This window comes from Parafilimonas sp. (assembly GCF_051953455.1).
In the GTDB taxonomy this organism is placed as follows: Bacteria; Bacteroidota; Bacteroidia; order Chitinophagales; family Chitinophagaceae; genus Parafilimonas.
On sequence record NZ_JBQCIT010000054.1, the window covers coordinates 1 to 22,044 of the forward strand.

20 protein-coding genes and 1 pseudogene are annotated in these 22,044 nt (G+C 40.5%); 10 read left to right on the forward strand and 11 right to left on the reverse strand.

Features of this window, described 5'->3' with window-relative positions:
* Nucleotides 1–442, reverse strand: a pseudogene (gene secA, locus ACTHN6_RS19195) (preprotein translocase subunit SecA); the annotation flags it as partial.
* A 250-nt stretch (nt 443–692) separates the two neighbouring features.
* Between secA and ACTHN6_RS19200 the strand changes: the two are divergent.
* The 3 genes from ACTHN6_RS19200 to scpB all read left to right on the forward strand — a co-directional run bounded on the left by ACTHN6_RS19200 (nt 693) and on the right by scpB (nt 2,998).
* A complete protein-coding gene (locus tag ACTHN6_RS19200; RefSeq protein WP_440437397.1) occupies nt 693–1,154 on the forward strand; it encodes a hypothetical protein in 462 nt (153 codons plus the stop codon).
* A gap of 105 nt (nt 1,155–1,259) precedes the next feature.
* Nucleotides 1,260–2,141 carry an ATP synthase F1 subunit gamma gene (gene atpG / locus ACTHN6_RS19205; RefSeq protein ID WP_440437398.1) on the forward strand — a complete coding sequence of 294 codons (882 nt, stop codon included), beginning with the start codon at nt 1,260–1,262 and terminating at the stop codon, nt 2,139–2,141.
* A 92-nt stretch (nt 2,142–2,233) separates the two neighbouring features.
* Nucleotides 2,234–2,998: an SMC-Scp complex subunit ScpB gene (gene scpB / locus ACTHN6_RS19210; protein WP_440437399.1), complete on the forward strand. Its 765-nt coding sequence runs from the start codon at nt 2,234–2,236 to the stop codon at nt 2,996–2,998.
* Here the strand turns inward: scpB and ACTHN6_RS19215 are convergent.
* Nucleotides 2,995–3,393 carry an OsmC family protein gene (locus ACTHN6_RS19215; RefSeq protein ID WP_440437400.1) on the reverse strand — a complete coding sequence of 133 codons (399 nt, stop codon included), beginning with the start codon at nt 3,391–3,393 and terminating at the stop codon, nt 2,995–2,997. The two genes, scpB and ACTHN6_RS19215, sit on opposite strands and share 4 nt — an antisense overlap.
* Before the next feature lie 111 nt (nt 3,394–3,504).
* Between ACTHN6_RS19215 and ACTHN6_RS19220 the strand changes: the two genes are divergently transcribed.
* Nucleotides 3,505–4,002 (forward strand): cupin domain-containing protein, encoded by a 498-nt coding sequence (locus ACTHN6_RS19220; protein WP_440437401.1) that lies wholly within the window; start codon nt 3,505–3,507, stop codon nt 4,000–4,002.
* 124 nt (nt 4,003–4,126) lie between these two features.
* Here the strand turns inward: ACTHN6_RS19220 and asnS are convergent, their stop codons facing one another.
* Complete coding sequence (gene asnS / locus ACTHN6_RS19225; RefSeq protein WP_440437402.1) at nt 4,127–5,563, reverse strand: asparagine--tRNA ligase; 1,437 nt, start codon at nt 5,561–5,563, stop codon at nt 4,127–4,129.
* Nucleotides 5,564–5,720: 157 nt separating this feature from the next.
* On the reverse strand, nt 5,721–6,638 hold the full coding sequence (locus ACTHN6_RS19230; protein WP_440437403.1) for a nucleotide-binding protein: 918 nt from the start codon (nt 6,636–6,638) through the stop codon (nt 5,721–5,723).
* Nucleotides 6,639–6,801: 163 nt separating this feature from the next.
* Here ACTHN6_RS19230 and ACTHN6_RS19235 point away from each other — a divergent pair, with 163 nt between their 5' ends.
* Nucleotides 6,802–7,755 (forward strand): 3-keto-disaccharide hydrolase, encoded by a 954-nt coding sequence (locus tag ACTHN6_RS19235; RefSeq protein ID WP_440437404.1) that lies wholly within the window; start codon nt 6,802–6,804, stop codon nt 7,753–7,755.
* Nucleotides 7,756–7,784: 29 nt separating this feature from the next.
* Here the strand turns inward: ACTHN6_RS19235 and ACTHN6_RS19240 are convergent, their stop codons facing one another.
* Both ACTHN6_RS19240 and ACTHN6_RS19245 read right to left on the reverse strand, forming a co-directional pair.
* Nucleotides 7,785–8,234: a CBS domain-containing protein gene (locus ACTHN6_RS19240; protein ID WP_440437405.1), complete on the reverse strand. Its 450-nt coding sequence runs from the start codon at nt 8,232–8,234 to the stop codon at nt 7,785–7,787.
* A 218-nt stretch (nt 8,235–8,452) separates the two neighbouring features.
* Complete coding sequence (locus ACTHN6_RS19245; RefSeq protein WP_440437406.1) at nt 8,453–9,685, reverse strand: ABC transporter permease; 1,233 nt, start codon at nt 9,683–9,685, stop codon at nt 8,453–8,455.
* A gap of 141 nt (nt 9,686–9,826) precedes the next feature.
* On the opposite strand from ACTHN6_RS19245, the gene ACTHN6_RS19250 reads away from it, so the two are divergent.
* Genes ACTHN6_RS19250 through ACTHN6_RS19260 form a run of 3 tightly spaced genes read left to right on the forward strand, consistent with a single transcriptional unit; the run spans nt 9,827 to nt 11,845 of the window.
* Nucleotides 9,827–10,405 (forward strand): hypothetical protein, encoded by a 579-nt coding sequence (locus ACTHN6_RS19250; RefSeq protein ID WP_440437407.1) that lies wholly within the window; start codon nt 9,827–9,829, stop codon nt 10,403–10,405.
* Nucleotides 10,406–10,407: 2 nt separating this feature from the next.
* Nucleotides 10,408–11,058, forward strand: a complete 651-nt coding sequence (locus ACTHN6_RS19255; protein WP_440437408.1) for a hypothetical protein — start codon at nt 10,408–10,410, stop codon at nt 11,056–11,058.
* On the forward strand, nt 11,030–11,845 hold the full coding sequence (locus ACTHN6_RS19260; RefSeq protein WP_440437409.1) for a sensor histidine kinase: 816 nt from the start codon (nt 11,030–11,032) through the stop codon (nt 11,843–11,845). Before ACTHN6_RS19255 ends, ACTHN6_RS19260 begins: the two co-directional genes overlap by 29 nt.
* 55 nt (nt 11,846–11,900) lie before the next feature.
* Here ACTHN6_RS19260 and fmt read toward each other — a convergent pair whose 3' ends face one another.
* The 5 genes from fmt to ACTHN6_RS19285 all read right to left on the reverse strand — a co-directional run bounded on the left by fmt (nt 11,901) and on the right by ACTHN6_RS19285 (nt 18,304).
* A complete protein-coding gene (gene fmt / locus ACTHN6_RS19265) occupies nt 11,901–12,842 on the reverse strand; it encodes a methionyl-tRNA formyltransferase (protein WP_440437410.1) in 942 nt (313 codons plus the stop codon).
* Nucleotides 12,843–12,999: 157 nt separating this feature from the next.
* Nucleotides 13,000–15,177, reverse strand: a complete 2,178-nt coding sequence (locus tag ACTHN6_RS19270; protein WP_440437411.1) for a S9 family peptidase — start codon at nt 15,175–15,177, stop codon at nt 13,000–13,002.
* A gap of 144 nt (nt 15,178–15,321) precedes the next feature.
* Nucleotides 15,322–16,869 carry an Rne/Rng family ribonuclease gene (locus ACTHN6_RS19275; protein ID WP_440437412.1) on the reverse strand — a complete coding sequence of 516 codons (1,548 nt, stop codon included), beginning with the start codon at nt 16,867–16,869 and terminating at the stop codon, nt 15,322–15,324.
* A 278-nt stretch (nt 16,870–17,147) separates the two neighbouring features.
* Nucleotides 17,148–17,990, reverse strand: a complete 843-nt coding sequence (locus tag ACTHN6_RS19280; protein ID WP_440437413.1) for a tetratricopeptide repeat protein — start codon at nt 17,988–17,990, stop codon at nt 17,148–17,150.
* 23 nt (nt 17,991–18,013) lie between these two features.
* Entirely contained in the window at nt 18,014–18,304 is a 291-nt protein-coding gene (locus ACTHN6_RS19285; RefSeq protein WP_440437414.1) for an HU family DNA-binding protein, read from the reverse strand.
* 196 nt (nt 18,305–18,500) lie between these two features.
* Here ACTHN6_RS19285 and ACTHN6_RS19290 point away from each other — a divergent pair, with 196 nt between their 5' ends.
* Both ACTHN6_RS19290 and recN read left to right on the forward strand, forming a co-directional pair.
* Entirely contained in the window at nt 18,501–20,126 is a 1,626-nt protein-coding gene (locus ACTHN6_RS19290) for an ABC-F family ATP-binding cassette domain-containing protein (protein ID WP_440437415.1), read from the forward strand.
* Between the two features lie 162 nt (nt 20,127–20,288).
* Nucleotides 20,289–21,944 carry a DNA repair protein RecN gene (recN, locus tag ACTHN6_RS19295; protein ID WP_440437416.1) on the forward strand — a complete coding sequence of 552 codons (1,656 nt, stop codon included), beginning with the start codon at nt 20,289–20,291 and terminating at the stop codon, nt 21,942–21,944.
* Nucleotides 21,945–22,044 lie beyond the last annotated feature (100 nt).

Here is a 22,044-nt window from a genome sequence, read left to right on the forward strand (position 1 = left end):
TAATATATTGCTTTTTAACGCTTAAATCGCGGTCAAGCTGAGTAGCTGTCGAAATAATCTGTTCGTTTTCCTTAAACCTTCGTGCGGTTTCCTTTACCACGGCAAAAGCTTCGGGAAGAATGTCATCCAGCGCTTCTTCAATTTTTTTATCGCGGTCTTTTTTCAGATCATCCACCTCTTTATATAAAGTATCGCGGGTGATCATTTCATCTTCCGGTAGGGCTTCGGCTTCGGTTTTTTTTGCCGCAATTGTATCATTAATTTCCTTTAAATGATCCTGGATGCGCTGCCTGAATTCTGTCGTTTTTCCACGCAGTTCGTCGTTAGTAAGCGATTGGTACTGATTAAAAAAGTTGTTGATTTTTTCAATCTGCGGTTCTATCTTTTTTACATCTTTTTCGCTCTTATTACCACCTAAAATCTTATTTAAAAATTTGAGCATATATCAAGTTGGCTGTTTGCAATAAAAATTTTTTGTTGTCAAAAACTGTGCGCCGGTTTTTTAAAGCCAAACTGGCAGAATTTAAAGGGTTGCAAGGTAATACTTTAGTAATGGCAACAGAAGTTATTAACATAAATCTTAAAAATTATCAATTAGGTATACAAGTTTTTACTCATACAGATTTGCGCATAAAAAAATTGAGGTTCTGAATATTATGTGAATTTTTTAAATTTACGCAAATTCCAATCTTATGAGAAGCCGATGCCTGTACATGGCCTTGCGTGCTGCCATATGCGCCTGTATCTGTTTATTATCTTACAGAAGCTCCGCCCAGTTTTACATCCAGATGAGAGGCGGCCTGCAGGCAAATCCAAGACGGGTATTAATAGCGCCTGCCATTTCTTACAGCCTATATGGATTTAGCTTAACACCTGAATTGGTTATATTTCCCGGCAATGATGCCCCGGTACATTTTGGCAGCAGGATTAGCTATACTTTCAGGTTTTTGGAACTGGGTTATGGAAGATATTACGAAGCGTATAGCACCGATAAATATGACAGTTACAAAAACGGCTGGGTAAATATGGCATTTGTTGCCGGTTACTGGAAATCGTTTTTCGCTGAATATGGTTATTCCAAAAGCGGCATTTTCAGCATCGGTATCAGGGAAAGATTAGGCAGGGAAGGCGCCGGCAAAAACAAGTATTATTAACTCCTCAACATTACTTACTTTTGCGCCCAAAATTAAGTTCACGTTTTAGGGTTTGATGTTTTAAAAATGAGCGCAGGCCTTGAAACTTAAACAATTAAATGCAATATGCCCGGTCAATTAAAAGAAGTACGCAACAGAATTTCATCCGTACAAAGTACACAGCAAATTACGAAGGCAATGAAAATGGTGAGCGCCGCTAAACTGCGCCGTGCACAGGATGCTATTTTGCAAATGCGCCCTTACGCCCAAAAGCTGCAGGAAATGCTGAGCAATATTGTAAGTAATATTGAAGGTGGCGCCGATATAAAACTGGCTGCTGAAAGACCTGTTGAAAAAGTATTGCTGATAGTTATTACCAGCGACCGTGGCCTTTGCGGTGGTTATAACGCTAATATAGTAAAACTGGCAAGACAGCTTGTTGCTGATAAATATGCCAGCCAGTTTGCCAAAGGCAATGTAACCATCTGGAACCTTGGGAAAAAGGGTTATGAAAGCCTTACCCGCACCGGTTATAAAACCAATAGCACTTACAGGGATATTTTTCTTAACCTGAAATTTGAAAATGTGCAGGAGATTGCACAGGCAGCTGTAAAGGCTTTTGAGAATAAAGAATTTGATGCTGTTGATATTATTTACAGCGAATTTAAAAATGCCGCCACCCAGCGTTTTGTGGCAGAACAGTTTTTGCCTATTCCCAAAGTGCAGCAGAAAAAAGGCGCTAAAAAAGCAGACTTTATTTTTGAACCCGAACAGGACAGGCTGGTGGCTGAACTAATGCCTAAAATTCTCAACACCCAATTATATAAAGCTGTGCTTGATGCCAGCGCCAGCGAGCATGGCGCCCGCATGACGGCGATGGATAAAGCTAGTGATAACGCCAATGAATTGCTGAAAAGCCTGCGTATTTCTTATAACCGTGCACGCCAGGCTGCCATTACAACCGAGCTTACTGAAATTGTAAGCGGCGCAGCAGCATTGCAGGGTTAATTTGCTAATATGCCAATTAGCAAATGTGCTAATTCATTCCCGGGTTACCTTACATTAGCAAATCAGTACATTATCAAATTGGCGCATTTACTATGGAACTTAAAGCAATTATTCCCCATATAGAAGCCTTAATTTTTGCCAGTGAAAAACCATTGACGGCTTTGGATATTGTTGAACTGATCAATAATGCCTTAGGCTTTCTGGAAGAGCGAATCAATTTAGACCAGGTGGAAAGCTGCATTGAAGGCATTCGTGAAAAATACCAGAGCGAATTTTATCCTTTTGAAATGAAGGAAAGCGGCGGCGGCTGGCAGTTCCTCACCAAAAAAGATTACCATAAAACCATAGCACAGCTTAACGGGGATAAGTTTTTAAAACGCCTTTCTACCGCTGCCATGGAAACGCTGGCTATTATTTCCTATAAGCAACCCATAACCAAAGGTGAAATAGAAAGCATTCGCGGTGTAAACAGCGATTATAGTATTCAGAAACTGCTGGAAAAAGAACTGATCGTGATCACCGGCCGCAGTGAAAACCTGCCCGGCAAGCCGCTTATATATGCAACCTCCAAAAGCTTTATGGATTATTTCGGCATTAACTCTTCTGAAGACCTTCCAAAAATAAAAGAAGTATTTGCAGAACAGATGGCCCAGCCCACTTTAATGAATGAAAATGACTTTAAAACGGCTGAAGCAGAGGAAGAAGTTGTTGAAGAAACTGTTGTTGCCGGGGAAGCAATAACTGATACGGTTGAAACACCTGAACCCGAAGCAACGGAAGTGACTTCGTCAGATAGTACTGATTTAAGTGTGAATGAAAACGGCGACCTTGAAGAGAATAAGCCCGATGAAGTTTAATTTTTTAGTTTTACGTTAATCCCTTTCCTCAATGTATTGTGCACTTCGGCAATACTGTCAACATACCTGATCATTTCATCAATTATTTCATCAGGCGCATCTGCAATAACCTTTGCTTTATAAATAAAGTTTTTACCTGGTTCTCCTTCGCTGCCAAATTCCCCGCGGCAAATAACTTCCACTTCAGAAACGGCTATTTTTCTTTTAACGGCTTCACGGTAAATATCATTACAGAAGCAGGTGGCTAATGCAAGTAACAATAATTCACCGCCATTTATTGAAGATCCATAACCGTTTGCTTTTGCTTTTATGCCAATTGCTTTTGAATCACCATTCGTTTCAACAAAAACCGTATGCTGGTTAAAGCTGCTTTTTACAGATGCTGATATTTGCATAATAAAGAATTTATGCCTTGATGGATATTTAAATATATTCCATTTGGCTATTCAACAAGTACAATATTTCAAGCCCCATATCTGTTAGCTATAGATAAATAAATTTGAATAATGAATAACGCTGATTTTTATATACAGCAATTAAACCTTCAGCCACATCCCGAAGGTGGTTATTATGCTGAAACGTACAGAAGCAAAGGTATTATTCCTGCAACAGCGTTAGAAGGTTTTAGTGGTGGCAGGCATTTTTCTACTGCTATTTACTATTTGCTGGAACAAGGCGATTTTTCAGCTTTTCACCGCATAAAAAGTGATGAATGCTGGCATTATTATGCAGGCGATACCTTGCATATTCATATTTTGCACAGTGATGGGCAATATGAATGCATCTCATTAGGTGCTGCCATTAACGAAGGGGAAACTTTTCAGTTTATTGTGCCTGCTTACGCCTGGTTTGCTGCTGAGTGTGCGGCAACAAGCAGTTTTATTTTAAACGGCTGTACAGTGGCACCCGGGTTTGATTTTGCTGACTTTGAAATGGCGGATAAGAAAGAATTATTACAGGCCTTTCCAAAACATGCAAAACTTATAAACAGGCTGCGCAGGTAATTAATTTGTAAACATAAACACGGGGTGTTTCGAATTTCGGTTCATCAAAACACGTTCTTTGCTTCAATACTTTGGGCAGGTTTTTTTAAAAGAAGCTACCTTAACGAAGCCGCCCAAAATCTGTCTAAAACTCGCAGTTCTTTGGCGTTCTTGCAAAAGGAATAACGTCGCGAATGTTTGTCATACCGGTTACAAACTGCACCATGCGCTCAAAACCTAAACCAAAGCCCGCATGCGGTACAGAGCCAAAGCGGCGTGTATCCAAATACCATTGCATTTCTTCAACCGGCACGTGCATGGCTTCCATTCTTTCTGTTAGCTTATCATAACGTTCTTCACGTTGCGAGCCGCCCACAATTTCACCAATTCCCGGCGCAAGAATATCCATCGCGGCAACGGTTTTGCCATCATCATTCATGCGCATATAAAAGGCCTTGATAGCGGCAGGATAGCCTGTAACGATAACCGGCTTTTTGAAATGTTTTTCTACAAGGTAACGTTCATGTTCACTTTGCAAATCAATGCCCCATTTTACTTCGTACTGGAATTTTTTCTTTTTATAATGACTGCTGTTTAATAAAATATCAATGGCTTCTGTATAGGTTATCCTTTCGAAAGCATTATTTAAAACAAACTCCAGTTTTTCAATCAATCCAAGTTCACTGCGTTTATCCTGCGGCAGTTGTTTTTCTTCATCGGCCAGGCGCTGCGCAAGAAATTCCAGGTCATCACGGTTATTATCCATCGCATATTGAATAATATATTTGATGAATTCTTCCGCAAGGTTCATATTGTCTTCAATATCATAAAAAGCCATTTCAGGCTCTATCATCCAGAATTCTGCAAGATGCCTTGTTGTATTCGAATTTTCTGCACGGAACGTTGGGCCAAACGTGTAAATATCACTGAATGCCATAGCTGCCAGCTCACCCTCTAATTGTCCGCTTACTGTAAGATTGGTGCTTTTGCCAAAGAAATCTTCTTTGAAATTAATGCTACCGTCATCGTTACGCGGCGGGTTATCAAAAGGCAACGTGGTTACGCGAAACATTTCGCCGGCGCCTTCTGCATCGCTGGCTGTGATAATGGGTGTGTGCAGGTAAACAAAACCTTTGTCATTAAAGAATTTATGAATAGCAAAGGCCAATGAATGACGAATGCGGAATACAGCGCCAAATGTATTAGTGCGAAAACGCAGGTGCGCAATCTCCCTTAAAAATTCAAGACTATGCTTCTTGGGCTGAAGCGGATATTTTTCAGGATCGCTGTCGCCGAGTATTTCTATTGATGCCGCTTTTAATTCAATCTTCTGACCTTTACCCGAACTTGGCACTACTTCCCCAATAACTTTTAAAGAGGCGCCGGTTGTAATGCGTTTCAGCGTTTCGTCATTCAATAAACCCAGGGTGGCAACTACCTGTAAATTCTGGTTAGTGCTGCCGTCGTTTAAAGCTATAAACTGGTTGTTGCGAAAGGTGCGCACCCAACCCATTACGGTAACTTCCCGGCCTGCCGGTTCTGTTGCCAGCAGCTCTTTAATTTTCGTTCTCTTGTTAAACATACGCTTTATAAAAGGAGCGCAAAGATAAAGTTTGACAAGGAGATGAGGGCAGTTTGGGGGTGCTCTATTAAAAGAGGTTCCATACAGCATACACTTATCTAAGATTTTTCAGCTAAAAGTGTATAGGCATTTGCAGCCGGAAATTGGATAGGGTGTATTACAATTTATCTATAAATTTAAAAATGTCGTTTTTTACAGTTGAAATATCTTCAATGTTTTCAAGCGATGAATAAATGTCTCCGCCCAAGTCTGCTGGCATTTTAGCGCCTTTTTCCAATATAATCAGTACACGTCCTTTACCTTTTGCTTTTATAAAATAACCAGCTTCGAAAACAACATTATCTCTTGGCACGGCTTTTTGAGCCTGTTGGTTTTCTTCCAGGAAGTCATCTTTTGTAAATAAAAAAATACCTGCGAAACAATTTTTGGCAGCTTCCTGTATCTGGAACAGAATATTGCTTCCAGGCAAGAAATCTCTTTGCCAATCCATAACGCTTACTTTTAATTCAGTTTCAAGATAATTTCTTATTTGATGAGCCGTTGATTCGGAGCGGGTGCAATAACCTAAAAAAATATCGCGCCTTTGGAACATTTCATTTTTCCAATAATCAAATACAATCATGAATTGTTCTTTTATTACCCATGTTTCATCTTCGTGCTCCTCAAATATTCCAATAGTTGGCCCGAAGGTGTAATCGAAAACGCCACGCATGAAAAGATTTGATTGGGCCACAATTAATACCGGTAATTGGAGAGATTTAAAAATAGCGCCTTCGTACTGACAAAAATCAGAAGCGAAAAGCAGTGTTTGATTATTAATATCAGCCGACCATCTTGGCAGCCCGATAATAACGGCGCCCATGCATTGGCTGGCTATTTCGTATGCTGCATCTGCACTCCAGGCTTTGGGGCTGGCAATACTGTTTTTTATATAGCGGATAGTGTTTGAAAAAATTTCAGGAATGTATCCCTGCAGCTCAATTTGCTCCACAATTTTCCATTTCAATCTGTTTTGGTTAGCTGTAAGCCAGCGATCAGCAGGCATGCTGATGTATACTCTTTTTTTTATACTCATAGGTTAGTTTTAATAAAATGTAAGTTACGCAACTTTATTGCTGCCTGTGTTTTATAATGATTATGTACATTATATAAAATGCAATTACAAAACAACAAAGAAAGTATATGGTCTTGCAGTTATCCTATTTTCCACTACATTTAGCCATAATTATTTAACCTATATGAAGAATGTATTTGTAAAGAATTTCAGGATATACCTTGCCTTTATTATTTTTTTAGGCGGAACGATACCCGGCAGTACTCAAACTGATAATTCAGCTGCCATTATTGGCAGGTGGGATATTACTATTTATGACAATGGAAAAGAATATCCATCCTGGCTTATGGTGCAGCGTTCCGGTACGAGCACATTAATTGGAGAATTTGTGGGCACCGGCGGGAGTGCAAGACCTGTATCAAAAGTGAATTTCAGTAATAACAAATTAAGCTTTTCCATTCCGCCGCAATGGGAGCAGGGTTCAAACGATCTTTCTGTGGAAGCAGAACTAAATGCAGATACGCTTGCCGGTAAAATAACCATGCCCAATGGAAAGGCGATGAGCTTTGGCGCCGTGCGTGCACCTGCTTTAACTGCAACAGCAACACCTTCCTGGCAAAAGCCAATTACTTTATTCAATAGCAAAGATTTATCCGGCTGGCATGCTATGGGCCGCACCAATCAATGGGTAGTAAATAACGGCGTATTACAAAGCCCGCATTCCGGTGCAAACCTGGTAACCGATCAAACATTTAAAGACTTTAAACTGCATATTGAATTCCGTTATCCCGAAGGCAGCAACAGCGGCGTTTACCTGCGCGGCAGGTATGAAGTGCAGATTGAAGCCAGCAATGGCAATGAACCTTTTAAAAATGTATTCAGCGCTATTTATGGTTTTATTGAGCCCACCGAAATAGCTGCCAAACAGCCCGGCGAATGGCAGAGCTACGATATAACGCTGGTAGGAAGAATGGTAACCGTTGCGGCCAATGGTAAAACAGTTATCTGCAACCGCGAAATCCCCGGCATTACCGGCGGCGCTATTAACAGCCGCGAAGGCGAGCCCGGTCCTATTTTATTGCAGGGTGATCACGGGCCGATTGAGTACAGGAATATTGTAATTACACCGGCGAAATAACCAAGCGGGTTGTAGAAATACCGGAGGGTTTAACTGCTGGATTTTAAGAATTCTATCTGGTGTGCTTCCAGTTCTTTTCTGCCCTGTTCATAATCGGCCATGGCTTCCCGCATAAGATCGTGGATGGTAATAATGCCAACAAATTTGCCTGCATCAAAAACAGGAATATATCTTGCTTTTGAACTGTTCATCAGCAGCATAAGCTTGCTGGTGGAATCTTCCGGGGAAGCATTTACAAGATTGGCCGTCATGATCTCCTTTACTTTCGTTGTTTCGGAATGCCTGTTTTCAAGTATTACCTTGTGGGTATAATCCCGCTCTGAAAATATGCCTATGTATTTATTGTCATCGTCTGTAACGATAAGATAGCTGATATTTTTTGATTTTAACTGGCCAATCGCATTTAAAACATTTTCATTTTGATCGATGTAATTAAACTGGGTGCCTTTTTGCTGTAAGATATCTTTGGCGGTGCGCATGGTTATAAGTTTGCTTTGCTGCAAATGTACTTGTACATGTTTAATGCCTGTATCATATTACTGTAAAACCTGGTAAAGCTTTTTGAATAATAATGCCAATGCTGCTAAACGATATACTGTACAAGGGAGTGACACCTGCTGACGGCAGACAGGCAACCGTGATGCCATGAAATGCTGCAGCTGATAAACAAAAAAATTATAACACCTTAAAAAATAAATTACCGGAACTGAATTGCCTTGACCGGCCTGATGGTTTTAACCAGCCATGTTGGAATCAGCAATGCCAGAAAGCAAACCAGCAAGGTGGCTGCACAAACCGCAATTACCTGCCACCAGATGATATAAACAGGCGCTTCCGAAACATAATACGCCGCTTCATTCATTTTTATAAAACCGGTTTGTTGCTGTAAAATACAAATGCCCAAGCCAAATAAAAGGCCAATAAGGATACCCCGTACTGCTATGATGCCTGCATGATAAAGGAATATTTTCTGTATTACCCAGTCGCGGCAGCCGAGCGCTTTTAAAACGCCCGTCATTCTTGTGCGTTCAAGAATTAATATAAGCAAACAGGTTACCAGGTTAATGATGGCCACAATGGCCATAACCGTAAAAATTACGTTGCGGTTCACATCCTGTATCTGCAGCCAGTCGAATATATTAGGATAGATTTCTTTAATGGTGCGGCTTATCCATGCCTGCGGCAGCATTTCATAGAGCATGGAATTAATGGTGTCCATTTGTTTATAATCGCTCAGGAAAATTTCATAGCCGCCTATTTCGCCATGATCCCAGTTATACACGCGGCGCAGCAGGCGTATATCGCCTATGGCAAAGGTTTTATCGTATTCTTCAATACCGGTTTTAAATATGCCGCATACCTGCAGCCGTCTTACGTTTGCCCGGCCTTCCTGCTGGTTAATAAAATAAACATTTACCGAATCATTCAATTTTATCTGCAGCTCGTGGGCAACAGGTTCTGAAATTAAGATTTCCCGGCTGTAGCCGGCTGTATCAAATTTTGGAAAGCGGCCCTGCTTTAAAAATGTTTTAAGGTTATTAAAATCATAACCTGTGTCAACACCTTTAAACAGCACGCCTTCTATTTCTTTATTCTTTTCAATTACAGCGCTCTTTGTGGCGAAAGCCTGCACCTGTTTTACCTGTGGAAAAATATGCAGTATCTGCAGTGTTGTATCGTTGGGCTGCCATGGTGTTTCTTCAGCAATCATGGCTTTATCAGGCTCATATTCCTGCACGCGCAAGTGTCCCCAGAAGTTAAATATTTTATTGCTTACAGCATATTGAAACCCGTTTACAAAAGCCAGTGTAATGATCATGGCCGCCACGCTTAAGGCAGTTGCAGCGGTGGCTAATTTTATAATAAACCTTGAAAAGGAATGCTGTTTATTAAATGCTATACGCTTAGCTAAAAATGTTGCGAGTTGCATAGAAGTTGGTAAAGATAAGTGTAAGTTGATAGCTGATTTTACAGTGCCATTGCAAACTTTATTAAAACAGGTTTGGAGGGTTTGGCTGCATGTAAAAGAAATGAATTGAAGACGCTATCTTTGGCCGTTAAACGCCCCGTTATGACAAGAAAACTACCTTTTATTATTTGTTTTTTTATAACTGCTAATCTATGTTTTAATGCCGGTGCCCAGGTTTCCGTGGCTGTTATGTCTGTTAAAGGCGCCGAAATAAAAAGAGTGCTGAGCAGTTATACAAGTGGTATAATTGTTTTACAGTTTAAAACCGACGATGCTTCGCATTTTTATGCAGATGCTTCAGCTTATAATTCAAACATTAACCCGCCGTTTACCAGTATAGCTTTACAAAAGCTGTCCAACGTAAATTTTCCAGTTGATACATTTATACTGTCCACATTAAAATGGAGCTATTCACTTGATTCCATTCCCGGAGGGTTAGACACTTCCAAGACCTATTACTTAATTCCGTTTTATGAATCTCCTTATGTGCTGTATAAGTTTTCAGCGCAAAGCCCAAAAACATTGCTGAAGAATGTAAAAGTAGACGGCTATGAAAATTTGACCTTCGAGATGCTGAATGAGCTCGATGCCGCCACCCGGAGAAAAGTGCTTGGAGAAATTTATAACAAGCTCGCAGCGGCCAGAAGTTTTAACCCGGTTCCTCCAAGCCTGCTTCCATAACCTTGTTTATTCTTTACATTTTACAATGGACGGAATTATGGGCAACTTTGTTACCCATAATTGTTTGGCTTATTAAAAAGCCGCAGGGTTATTATTTAAAACCGGTTAAGATTTACCTCGCATTAATACTATGCCTGTATGTATGTTCTTATGCTGTTTACTTTAAAATAATAGATAACAATCATTTTTATTACACACTCATTTCTGTGTGCAGGCTCAGTTGCTTCACATGGTTTTTTGTCCGGTTAGAATTATTGCCAAATAAAAAAATTATACCAGTTGTTTACGGCACGGCTATTATTTTAATGCTGCTCAATTTTATATTCATTGAAGATTTTCTAACGGTATTCAGCTCAACCACCTTTAGTCTGGAAGCTTTAATTTTGCTGGTATTATGCATATTGTATTTTTTGAAAAAGCTTAAAACGGATGAAGTTTCCAAACGGGCTGATATGTCTTCTTTTATTGTAACGGGCCTTGCAGTTTATGAGGCAGTTTGTTTTCCGCTGTTCCTGTTTTATAATGCACTTATTAATAGTAACAACCATTATGCTGCATACGTTTGGAATATTGTTCAAAACATCAACTATCTTCTATTTTGTTTATTTATAGCAAGGGCATTTTATGGAAATTCTAAACATACCGGCAATTAATATTACAGTATTTGTTACTGTGGCTATTGCTGCAATGCTGTTGCTTATTATAAGTTTTTTAATTGCATTCAATACCAGTCAGCGTAAAAAATTCCAGTACCAGCAAAGCCTGCTGCACTTAAAAGAAGAACAGCAGAATGAACTGATAAGAGCTGCGGTAATGAGCGAGGAAACCGAGCGGCACCGCATTTCAGACCAGTTACATGGTGAAGTGGGTGCATTGCTTTCGGCAACAAGGTTGTACCTGTATAACCTGCATCCCCAAAAAATGGGAGAGAATGAAAATGAAATTTTTCAGAAGTCGATTGAATTATTAAATGAATCCATTCAGAAAGTGCGTTTTATATCGCATAACCTGCATTCAAATGTTTTAAGAGAATTTGGTTTAAATGAAGCCATTTACAGCTTCACCCAAAAATTAAACCAGCCGGGCAAGTTAAATATAACAACACTGTTAGATGAATCGTATGAATCAAAAAACCCGGAAGGCGCTATCAGCATTTACAGGATTTTGCAGGAGTTATGTGGTAACATTATCAAGCATAGTGCTGCCACCGAATTAAATATTCAATCTTTCCTTTCGGGCGGCAGGCTTCGCTTCGTTATTAAACATAATGGCGTTGGCCTAACGCAGCAGGAGTTTGAAAAGCTGCGTTACGAAAAGAAAGGGCTTGGCTTAAAGAATATCCAAAACCGCATTATTTTATTAAAAGGAAGTATCTTGTTTGAAAGGATTGGCGATGAAAATATAATTGCTTTTACAGTGCCCCTTAGCGGTGATGAATAACCGTTACCAGGTGCAGGCGGTAACTTGTAACTGAAAACCTGCAATCTGAAATTTGCTAGTTAAACCTGTAACCCCGTAAAAATTCTTCTATAGGCATTCGCTTCTTACCCTGCAACTGCACATCCCGGCAATAAATAAAACCATCCGCGCATGCAAATTTTAAATAAGTTTTATTATCAGTATAAAACGAACCATTCGGAAAATTGTGTGGTGCTATTTCTTTTTCCGCAGAGAAAATTTTAAGCACTTTATCATGCAGGTATGTAAAAGCAGCCGGGTAAGGCGATAAGCCGCGAATTAAATTGTATATATCTGATGCATTATTGTTCCAGTCTATTTTACAGGTTTCCGTGTTTAGTTTAGGCGCATGTTTGATAACCGATAGCTCATGGCTGATGGTTGATTGCTTTTTCTCCTGAATACTGCCGCCTGCTATTGCTTCTATCGTTTTTACAATTAACGATGCACCCAGTTCTTTCAACTTGTCATGCAATTCTCCTGCTGTTTCTTTTTCGCCGATAGGTATTTTTTCCTGCATTAAAATATTGCCGGTATCAATTTCATGCTGCAGTTTAAATGTGGTAATGCCGGTTTCTGTTTCGCCATTTATAATAGCCCAGTTTATAGGTGCTGCGCCACGATACTGCGGCAGCAGTGATGCATGCACATTAATGGTTCCGAGCGGCGGCATATTCCATACAATTTCGGGCAGCATGCGAAAGGCAACTACTACCTGCACATCTGCCTGCAGTGATTTTAACTGTTCAATAAACGCAAGGTTCTTTAATTTTTCCGGCTGAAGAACGGTGAGGCTTTTTTCAACGGCATATTTCTTAACGGCACTTTGCTGCAGCTGCATGCCTCGGCCGGCAGGTTTATCCGGTGCTGTAATTACACCAACAATATTGCAGCCCGCCGATACCAAAGCATCTAATGAAGCAACAGCAAAATCTGGTGTGCCCATAAAAACAATGCGGAGGTTTTTTATTGAACTCATGCACGCAAAGTAAAGCAGATGAAATTAAGTTTAATGGTTTTTACCATAGGGTAAAAAGCAAACAGAGGATCATGTCCTCTGTTTGCTCAGTGTTCTCTATCAATAAATTTAAACGGCTCACAATGCGCTTTCTGTCATCCGTTATCTCCCGTCTTTCTTATCTTCCTCCCGGCGGGCAATACTGCTGTAAAAAGGTAGTATAAAGATTGCGTAAATGCTTTGTAGTGCCTTCGCCTTCATTTATGCTGTGTGTACGGTTTGGATAAGGCATAAACTGGAATATTTTATTGTATTTTATAAGCTCGTTTATCATCAGCTCTGCATTTTTATAATGCACATTGTCGTCGCCTGTACCATGAATGATTAGTAAATGCCCCTGTAAATTTTTTGCATAGGTTACGGGTGAACCTGCAATAAAATCTTCCTTGTTTTCCTGCGGCAAACCCATGTAACGTTCCTGGTAAATATTATCGTATGTAAGCTGGTAATCAACAGCCGCAATGGAAATACCCGTTTTATAAACATCGGGAAACTGGAACATGCAGTTAAGCGTGGTAGAACCGCCGCCGCTCCAGCCCCATATAGCAACCCGGCTGGTATCAACAAACGGCCATTGCATAATTTTCCTCGCCGCCATTCCCTGGTCGCGGATATTAATGCGGCCAATGTTCCTGTAAATAGCTTTGCGCCATTGAGCGCCTTTTGGTGCAGGGGTACCACGGCCATCAAGGCTTATATAAATATAACCATCATCGGCCATGTTGCCATTATATAAGAAATTAAATGCAGCGCCATATTTGTCGGTTACGGTTTGCGAAGCCGGCTCTGTATAAACATAAAAAACAACGGGGTATTTTTTTGTTGAATCAAAATTTGTGGGCTTTACCATCCAGCCGTCCATTGTAACGCCGTCATCTGTGGTAACCTGGAACATTTCTGCATGTGGCAAACTGCGCCCATAACCTGTATTATCTTCCTGTTTAATTATTTTATGCTGCGGCAGGCTTACCCAGTTTTCAACAGGTGGTGTGTTGATGTTGGAAAATTCGTGCGAAGCGTAAAGCCCGTTGGGAGAAAGATCATAATCATGCGTGCCGCTTTCATTGGCAGGCGATAAACGCTCGGCCTTGCCTTTACCATCCATAGTTACGCGGTAGAGATATTGCTGTGTAGCATTATCCGGCGAAGCCATAAAATACACATAACCGCTTTTATCATCGTAGCCGTTTAATGTTATGATGTCGTAGTTGCCATTGGTTAAAAGCGTTTCTTTTTTGCCATCGTTGCTGATTAAATAAATGTGCCGCCATCCGTCTTTTTCGCTCACCCATAAAAATGCGCTTCCCTTCTTTACCCATTCCCATCCGGTTTTGAAATTGTTATAAGCCCATGCATTTTTATTATCAATCCATGCCTTGCCGGTTTCTGTATAAATTTCGCTGGCTGCGCCTGTAGCAGCATCGCAGTACATCAGCTTTATTTCATTTTGCTTGCGGTTAAATTGCTGTATGATGAGCCGTGAGGAATTAGGCGCCCACTCCATGCGCGGAATATAATGCTGCTGCGGATCGCCGGGAATATTCATTTTAACGGAATTGCCGGTGGCAACATTCACCGTATACACATAACAAGGCGAAGGGTCAACGCCGGCAACAGGATATTCAACCGGCTTTATAAAAGGATAGGTTGAATCGGTATTATTGATCATTAAAAAGTTGGGAATTTTTGTGGCATCCACTTTCCAGTAAGCGATTGTTTTGCTGTCGGGGCTCCAGCGGAAACCATCGCGGCAATCAAATTCTTCTTCATATACCCAATCGAAAGTGCCGTTTATCAGGCGGTCTGTGCCATCTGTAGTAAGCTGTTTTATTGTGCCTGAATTCAAATCTTCAACATATAGATTATGATTGCTTACATAGGCGATTTTGTTGCCATCAGGAGAAAATTTTGCATACATAAGTGAAGATGGCGGCAGTGATTTTCCAACCTGCTTTAACGATTGGTTGGACGTATTTAAAATCCAGTAATCACCACGGGTATCATAACGCCAAACTTTTTTACTGTTGGTATAAATAAGCAGTTTTTTGCCATCATCAGAAAAGAAAAAGTTACGTACCGGCAAAGGTTGTGCTGCACCGTCCGGCGTTAACTGTTGGGCAGTAACAATGGAGGTTGCTGCAAATGAGGGCATTTCAATTTTTGTAATGCCTTCGGTGGAAGCCTCATAATAGCTGTTGCCATCGGCAGCCCAGTGAATGCCGCGGGGCGGCTGTGCAACTGTTACTAGGGAAAAACAAACGCCGACAATCAGCAGTAGTGATTGGAAAACTTTCATGCAAGAATTTTTGTGATGGCGAATGTAAAGCATCGGCGAGAGTATTAAACTGGTAAGCTGAATTTGGCAATATTTTTAATAAGCCTTTAATGCATAAAAAATCCCCCCGTTTTGCGGGGGGATTAATATCTTGAAATTATGCGCTTAAAATTTTATTTCTTCTTCCTGCGCATCAAAGAAGTGAAATTCTGTTAAGTAATAATCAGGGTTGGGTTTTACGCGAATGCGGGTTTTGTATTTGCGGTTCCACTTCCAGGCGATGGAAAAAAAGCCTTTTGTTAAATGCGAATACAGATAAGGATGAACGTTTATGGTAAGGTTTTTATGCTGATGGGTTACCAGGTAATTAAGACGGTTTTCAATTTCATCCACCAATAATAATGTGGGCGCTACTTTACCGGTTCCATTGCAGCAAGGGCAAATTTCAGAAGTATTAATGCTCATCTCCGGCCGCATGCGCTGCCTCGTTATCTGCATCAGCCCAAACTTTGAAATAGGCAACACCGCATGTTTTGCCCTGTCAGGCCTCATAAAGCCATCCATTGCCTCCTGTAATTTCTTCTTGTTATCAGGAAGCTTCATGTCAATAAAATCAACCACGATAATACCGCCGATATCACGTAAGCGTAATTGCCTGGCTATTTCTTCAGCCGCCTCAAGATTGGTTGCCAGCGCATTTTCCTCCTGGTTATTGCTCACGCTTTTATAACCGCTGTTCACATCAATTACATGCAGCGCTTCAGTATGCTCAATAATTAAATAAGCACCGCTGGGAAGGTTAACGGTCTTGCCAAATGCTGCCTTCACCTGTTTGGTTACGCCAAACTGGTCGAAGACAGGTACGCCATTTACATGGTTGGTTACAATATCCGCTTTTTCAGGCGCTATTTTTTGTATGTAAGAACGGGTGTCGTTATAAACATTACGGTCGTTAATAACAATGCGGTTAAAATCTTCCGTCAGCAGGTCGCGCAGAATGCTGGTGGTTTTATCCTGCTCGCTCAAAATCTTGGCCGGCGCCTTGGCAGCTTTCAGGTTGTGCTGAATGCTTTTCCAGGTTTGAATAAGCTGGGAAAGGTCTTCGTGCAATTCTGCTGTATTTTTTCCTTCTGCGGCCGTGCGCACAATAACGCCAAAATTTTTGGGTTTGATGGAGTCAATAATCTTCTGAAGGCGTTTTCTTTCTTCCGAACTGTGTATTTTTTTTGAAACGGCTACAATATCATTAAAAGGAGTTATTACCACAAAACGCCCGGGCAGTGAAATTTCACAGCTTAGCCTGGGGCCTTTGGCAGCAATAGGTTCTTTTAAAATCTGCACCAGTATTTCCGGTTTGCCTTTTATTACTTCGCTTATTTTTCCGGTTTTTACTATTTCCGGTTCCACCTCAAATTTTGAAAAATCCAAAACTTCATTATCTTTTTGCTGGATAGCCAGTTGCGTAAATTTTAAAACAGACCGGGCGTAAGGACTCAGATCAGTATAATGCAGGAAGGCATCTTTTTCAAAGCCTACATCAATAAAAGCCGCATTTAAACCGGGAATTAACTTTTTTACTTTGCCAAGGTACAGATCACCAACAGCGAAACTGGCATCCACTTTCTCGTGATGCAGTTCTACCAGCTTTTTATCTTCAAGCAAGGCAATTTCAACGCCATTGGTGGTGGCGTTAATTATCATTTCTTTGTTCACAAATTCATTCTTTATTATGCCATAATTATAATTACAAAAAATGCCTGTACAGCAAGCATGTACACACAGCATTAATACCAGGAAGGAAAGGTAAGGCAGAGTATAGGGAAAAATACCGGCGCAAGGGCATGTGAATTGCGCCGGTAACCAAATTTATCTGTTTTTCTTTTTATGACGGTTCTTTCTTAATCTTTTTTTACGCTTATGCGTTGCTATTTTATGACGTTTTCTTTTTTTACCACAAGGCATATAAATAATTTTTGTTTTAGTGATTTAAATTATTGTAATGATTTAATTCTATCCTCAATCTCTTTCCTGGCTCGTGGTACCTGAATGTAGTTTAAAGCATTTTTATACCATTTTGCCGCTTCAGGCTTATTCCCCAAATGTTCGTAAATGCTGGCGAGGTTTAAAATAGCTTCAATATTATCCGGTTGTTTTTTTACTACGGTGAGAAAGCGTTCTGCCGCCTTATCGTATTGGCCACTTTGAATACCGCCAAGGCCCAGCATCATTTGCGCATAAAGGTTATCAGGGTTTTTATCCGCAATCTCCCGTATGGCAAGAATGCCTTGCATGGGATTGTCAGAAATATTACCAAACATATAACAAACACCAACGCCAACTTTTGAGGAATCGTTGTTGGGATTTATTACAAGCGCTTTATCAAATAACTCTTTGGCTTGTTCCGCCAGCCAGTGCTGCTGAGAGGCATCTGTTGCCGACATCATGTCATCTAACAGCAAATGGGCTGCAAATGTGAGATTTTTTTCAGAATTTTCCAACTTAGCTGCTTCGCCGGCATAGTAAGCGCCCATTATGGCATTATGCAGCGTATCTGCCCAGTAAGAGGATAACTGGTGGTACACATGAATCTGCTGGTCACGCACATCACCACGCACTACACTGTTTTCAAGCTGTATTATTTTTTGAATCTGCTGGGTATCAAGCCCTCTTTTAAATTGAGAGATAACTTCATCGGTATTTAAATGCGCGGGTGCATTGGCTGTGGCCGCAGCAGCAGGTGTGCTCTTACCCGGTGGAATTGTGTTACCGAAAAAAAACAGCAGCAGCAGCACTGCCAAACCTGATAAACCTAAAATCCATTGTTGTTTTCGCACGAAGAATTATTAAGGCTGCAAATTTACTGTCCCGCGGGCATTTGCTTCACTTCATTCACAAATTCTTTAGAAGGCTTAAAAGCAGGGATGTAATGCTCCGGAATGTGAACGGCAATATTCTTTTTAATGTTGCGCCCAATTTTAGCAGCTCTTTTTTTGGTAATGAAACTTCCGAAACCGCGGATGTAAATGTTTTCTCCTTTGGCAATATTCCCTTTAATTTCCTTGATCAGTGTTTCTACGGTTACCAGCACGTCAACCTTGGGGATGCCTGTTTTATCTGATATGTTATTAATGAGATCAGATTTGCGCATGGTGATTGATTTTAAAGATGAATGTAAAAACAACCCTAAATGTAAAACATTCATTTTGAAAACAAAAGGAAATCGCAACAAAAAAAATTATTTAATTTCCTGATTAGCAAACTAATGTATTTAAAAATTAGCCTGGCTTGATGAATTGGCCCGCTTGCTTTACTTTTGCGCCTTCAAAAAAAATTAAGGGCAAGTAATGATTAGTGTAAGAAATGTTACGCTGGCTTATGGCAAGCGTGTTTTGTTCGATGAAGTTAACCTGAGTTTTACGAAGGGGAATTGCTATGGCATTATTGGCGCTAACGGTGCCGGCAAATCAACCTTTTTAAAAATATTAAGCGGAGAGATTGAGCCTAATAAGGGCGTTGTTGAAATTACGCCCGGCGAGCGCATGGCCGTGTTAAAGCAAAACCAGTTTGAGTTTGATGAACAAACTGTTTTGAATACGGTATTGATCGGCCACGCCAAACTCTGGAAGCTCATGCATGAACGGGAAACCATTTATGCCAAAGCCGATTTTGACGAAGAAGACGGTATGCGTGCCGCGGAACTGGAAGCAGATTTTGGCGAAATGGGTGGCTATGAAGCCGAAAGTGGCGCCGCCAGTTTATTAAGCAGTTTGGGCGTTACCGAAGAATTTCATAACAGCCTGATGCAGGATATTCCGGGTAATTTAAAAGTGCGTGTATTGCTGGCACAAGCGCTGTTTGGCAATCCTGATATATTGTTGCTGGATGAACCTACCAACGGTTTGGACATTGAAACCATCGGCTGGCTGGAGAACTTTTTGGCTGATTATCAAAATATAGTGCTGGTGGTGAGCCACGACCGTCACTTCCTCGACGCCGTTTGTACACATGTGGCCGATGTTGACCGTCAGAAAATTAAAATCTTCACCGGCAATTATACTTTCTGGTATGAAAGCTCGCAGTTAATGAGCCGCCAGATAAATGATAAAAACAAAAAAACAGAAGAAAAGCGTGCCGCCTTGCTGGAATTTATTGCACGGTTCTCTGCCAATGCTTCTAAAAGCAAGCAGGCAACATCAAGAAAGAAAGCACTGGAGAAATTAACGATTGAAGAAATTGAACCCAGTAACCGCCGTTATCCCGGCATTATTTTCCAGCCGTTGCGTGAAGTGGGCAACCAGATATTAAATGTTGAAAACCTTAGCAAAAAGGTTGATGGCAGAAAGCTGTTTGATAAAATAAGTTTCAGTGTAAACAAAGGCGAGAAAATTGCTTTTTTAAGTAAAGACCCGCTGGCCATTACCAATTTCTTCGAAATAATCAACGGCAATGAAAATGCCGATGGCGGAAAGTTTGAATGGGGCACCACCATTACCAAAGCTTACCTGCCATTGGAAAACAGTGAATTCTTTACGGAAGGTTTAACGCTGATAGAATGGCTGCGCCAGTATGTACCATCGCATGTAACCGATGCAGATGAACCTTTTCTGCGTGGATTTTTAGGCAAAATGTTATTTAGCGGCGATGATATTTTAAAGAAAACAAATGTTTTAAGCGGTGGCGAAAAAGTGCGTTGTATGATCAGCCGCATGATGCTGCAAAATCCCAACCTGATCACACTTGACCAGCCCACCAACCATCTTGACCTGGAAAGCATACAGGCATTTAACGAAGGTTGCCAGGTTTTCCCGGGCATTGTATTAATTACATCGCATGACCATACGTTTATACAAACGGTGGCCAACCGAATAATTGAAATAACGCCCAACGGCACTATCGACCGTTTGATGGATTTTGATGAATATATGGAAGATGCAAGGGTACATGCGCTGAGGGAAGAAATGTATAAATAATTGATTGATTTAATTTGATAGAAAGAAGGCCTGGCAATCTTAAAGTTCTCAGGCCTTTTTATTTGAAAGCACATCCGGAAATTAACAGTCACGCTCTGGGAAGTCCCCTGACTTCGCAGTTCTTATGCGCAAAGTCTCTGAGTTTTTATATTAATTTGCCTTATGCTTTCAAAGCTTGTTATACAGAACTATGCTATCATAGATTCCATAGAAATAAATTTTTCCGAACACTTCAATATCATCACCGGCGAAACAGGCGCTGGCAAAAGTATTCTGGTGGGCGCTTTAAGTTTGATTTTAGGTGAACGCGCCGATTCATCTTCCTTATTAAACAAAGAAAAAAAATGTTTTGTTGAAGGCATTTTCAATATCAAGAAGCGAAAGAATGTTATAAAGTTTTTAAACGATAATGAGTTTGGCGAAGATGACGAACTGGTACTGCGCCGCGAAATTGCTGCTAATGGAAAAAGCCGTGGTTTTATAAATGATACACCTGCCAATATTCAGCAGTTAAAACAACTGGCTTCCATGCTGGTCGATTTGCATCAGCAGTTTGATACACTCGAATTAGGCGACAGCGATTTTCAGCGCGAAGTATTGGACGCACTTGCCGGTAATGAGCAGACATTAAGCGAATACATTTCTTTATTTAATGCATGGAAGCAAACACAACAACAATTAGAAGCGCTAACTGCATCAAAAAATAATTTTCAGAAAGAACTTGATTACAACCGGTTTTTATTTGATGAACTGCATGAAGCAAATTTCGGCGAAAATGAACTGGAAGATTTGGATAATGAACTGCAGTTATTAAGTAATGCAGAAGAAATTAAAACGGCTTTGGATGCTTCGGTGTACGAATTAAAGGAAAGTGAGCAACCTGTTGTTCAAACATTAAAACAACTGGTAAATAAACTAAGTGCTTTTGCTTCTTTCAATTCAAATCTTGAAGAAATAATTAAACGCCTGCAAAGCACACAGATTGAACTGGCCGACATCAGCAATGAACTGGAGAGTTTAAACGGCGATGTAAACTACGATGAACAGCGCATCACTTTTATCAATGACCGGTTGGCGGTGGGTTATAAATTGCAAAAAAAACATGGCGTTCAGTCAACGAATGAATTGCTGGATATTAAAAAAGAATTGCAGCAAAAATTAGATGCTGTTTTGAATATTGATGAAGCTATCAGTTCAACCCAAAATACATTTGATCAGCAATTAAAGCAGCTCGAAGCATTGGCGGAAACACTATCAGCCAAAAGAAAAAAAGTGGTGGATGCATTTGAAAAGAATGTAAACAATTTGCTTGCACAGGTGGGCATGCCTAATGCAAAAATTAAAGTGGCAATCAATGATACAGCTTTGCACCAGTTTGGAAAAAATGCAATTGAATTTTTATTCGATGCCAATAAAAGCAACCGCTTTGAAGCCTTGCGCAAAGTGGCCAGCGGCGGCGAATTAAGCAGGTTGATGCTTTGTATAAAATCGCTGGTGGCAGAAAAAATAAATCTCCCCACTTTAATATTTGATGAAATTGATACCGGCATTTCCGGCGAAGCAGCAAAACAGGTGGGTGTAATCTTAAAACAACTGGCCAGGCAAAGACAGGTTATTTCCATCACGCACCAGCCACAGATTGCGGGTAAAGCCGATGCCCATTTTTACGTGTATAAAGAGGTTAAAAACGATAAGGTCAATACAAATATCCGCCAGTTAAATACAAACGAACGCATACAGGCCATCGCACAAATGCTTTCCGGCGAAAAACCAACGGCGGCGGCAGTTGAAAATGCCAGGGAAATGATCACCGGCTAAACCATGCTGGGTTAATCATAAAAAATAACCAAATTTTCATTTGCTTTAGCCTGGAAAGTAAAGTTTATTTATTAAACTAACACCTGTTAATTGGCGATTT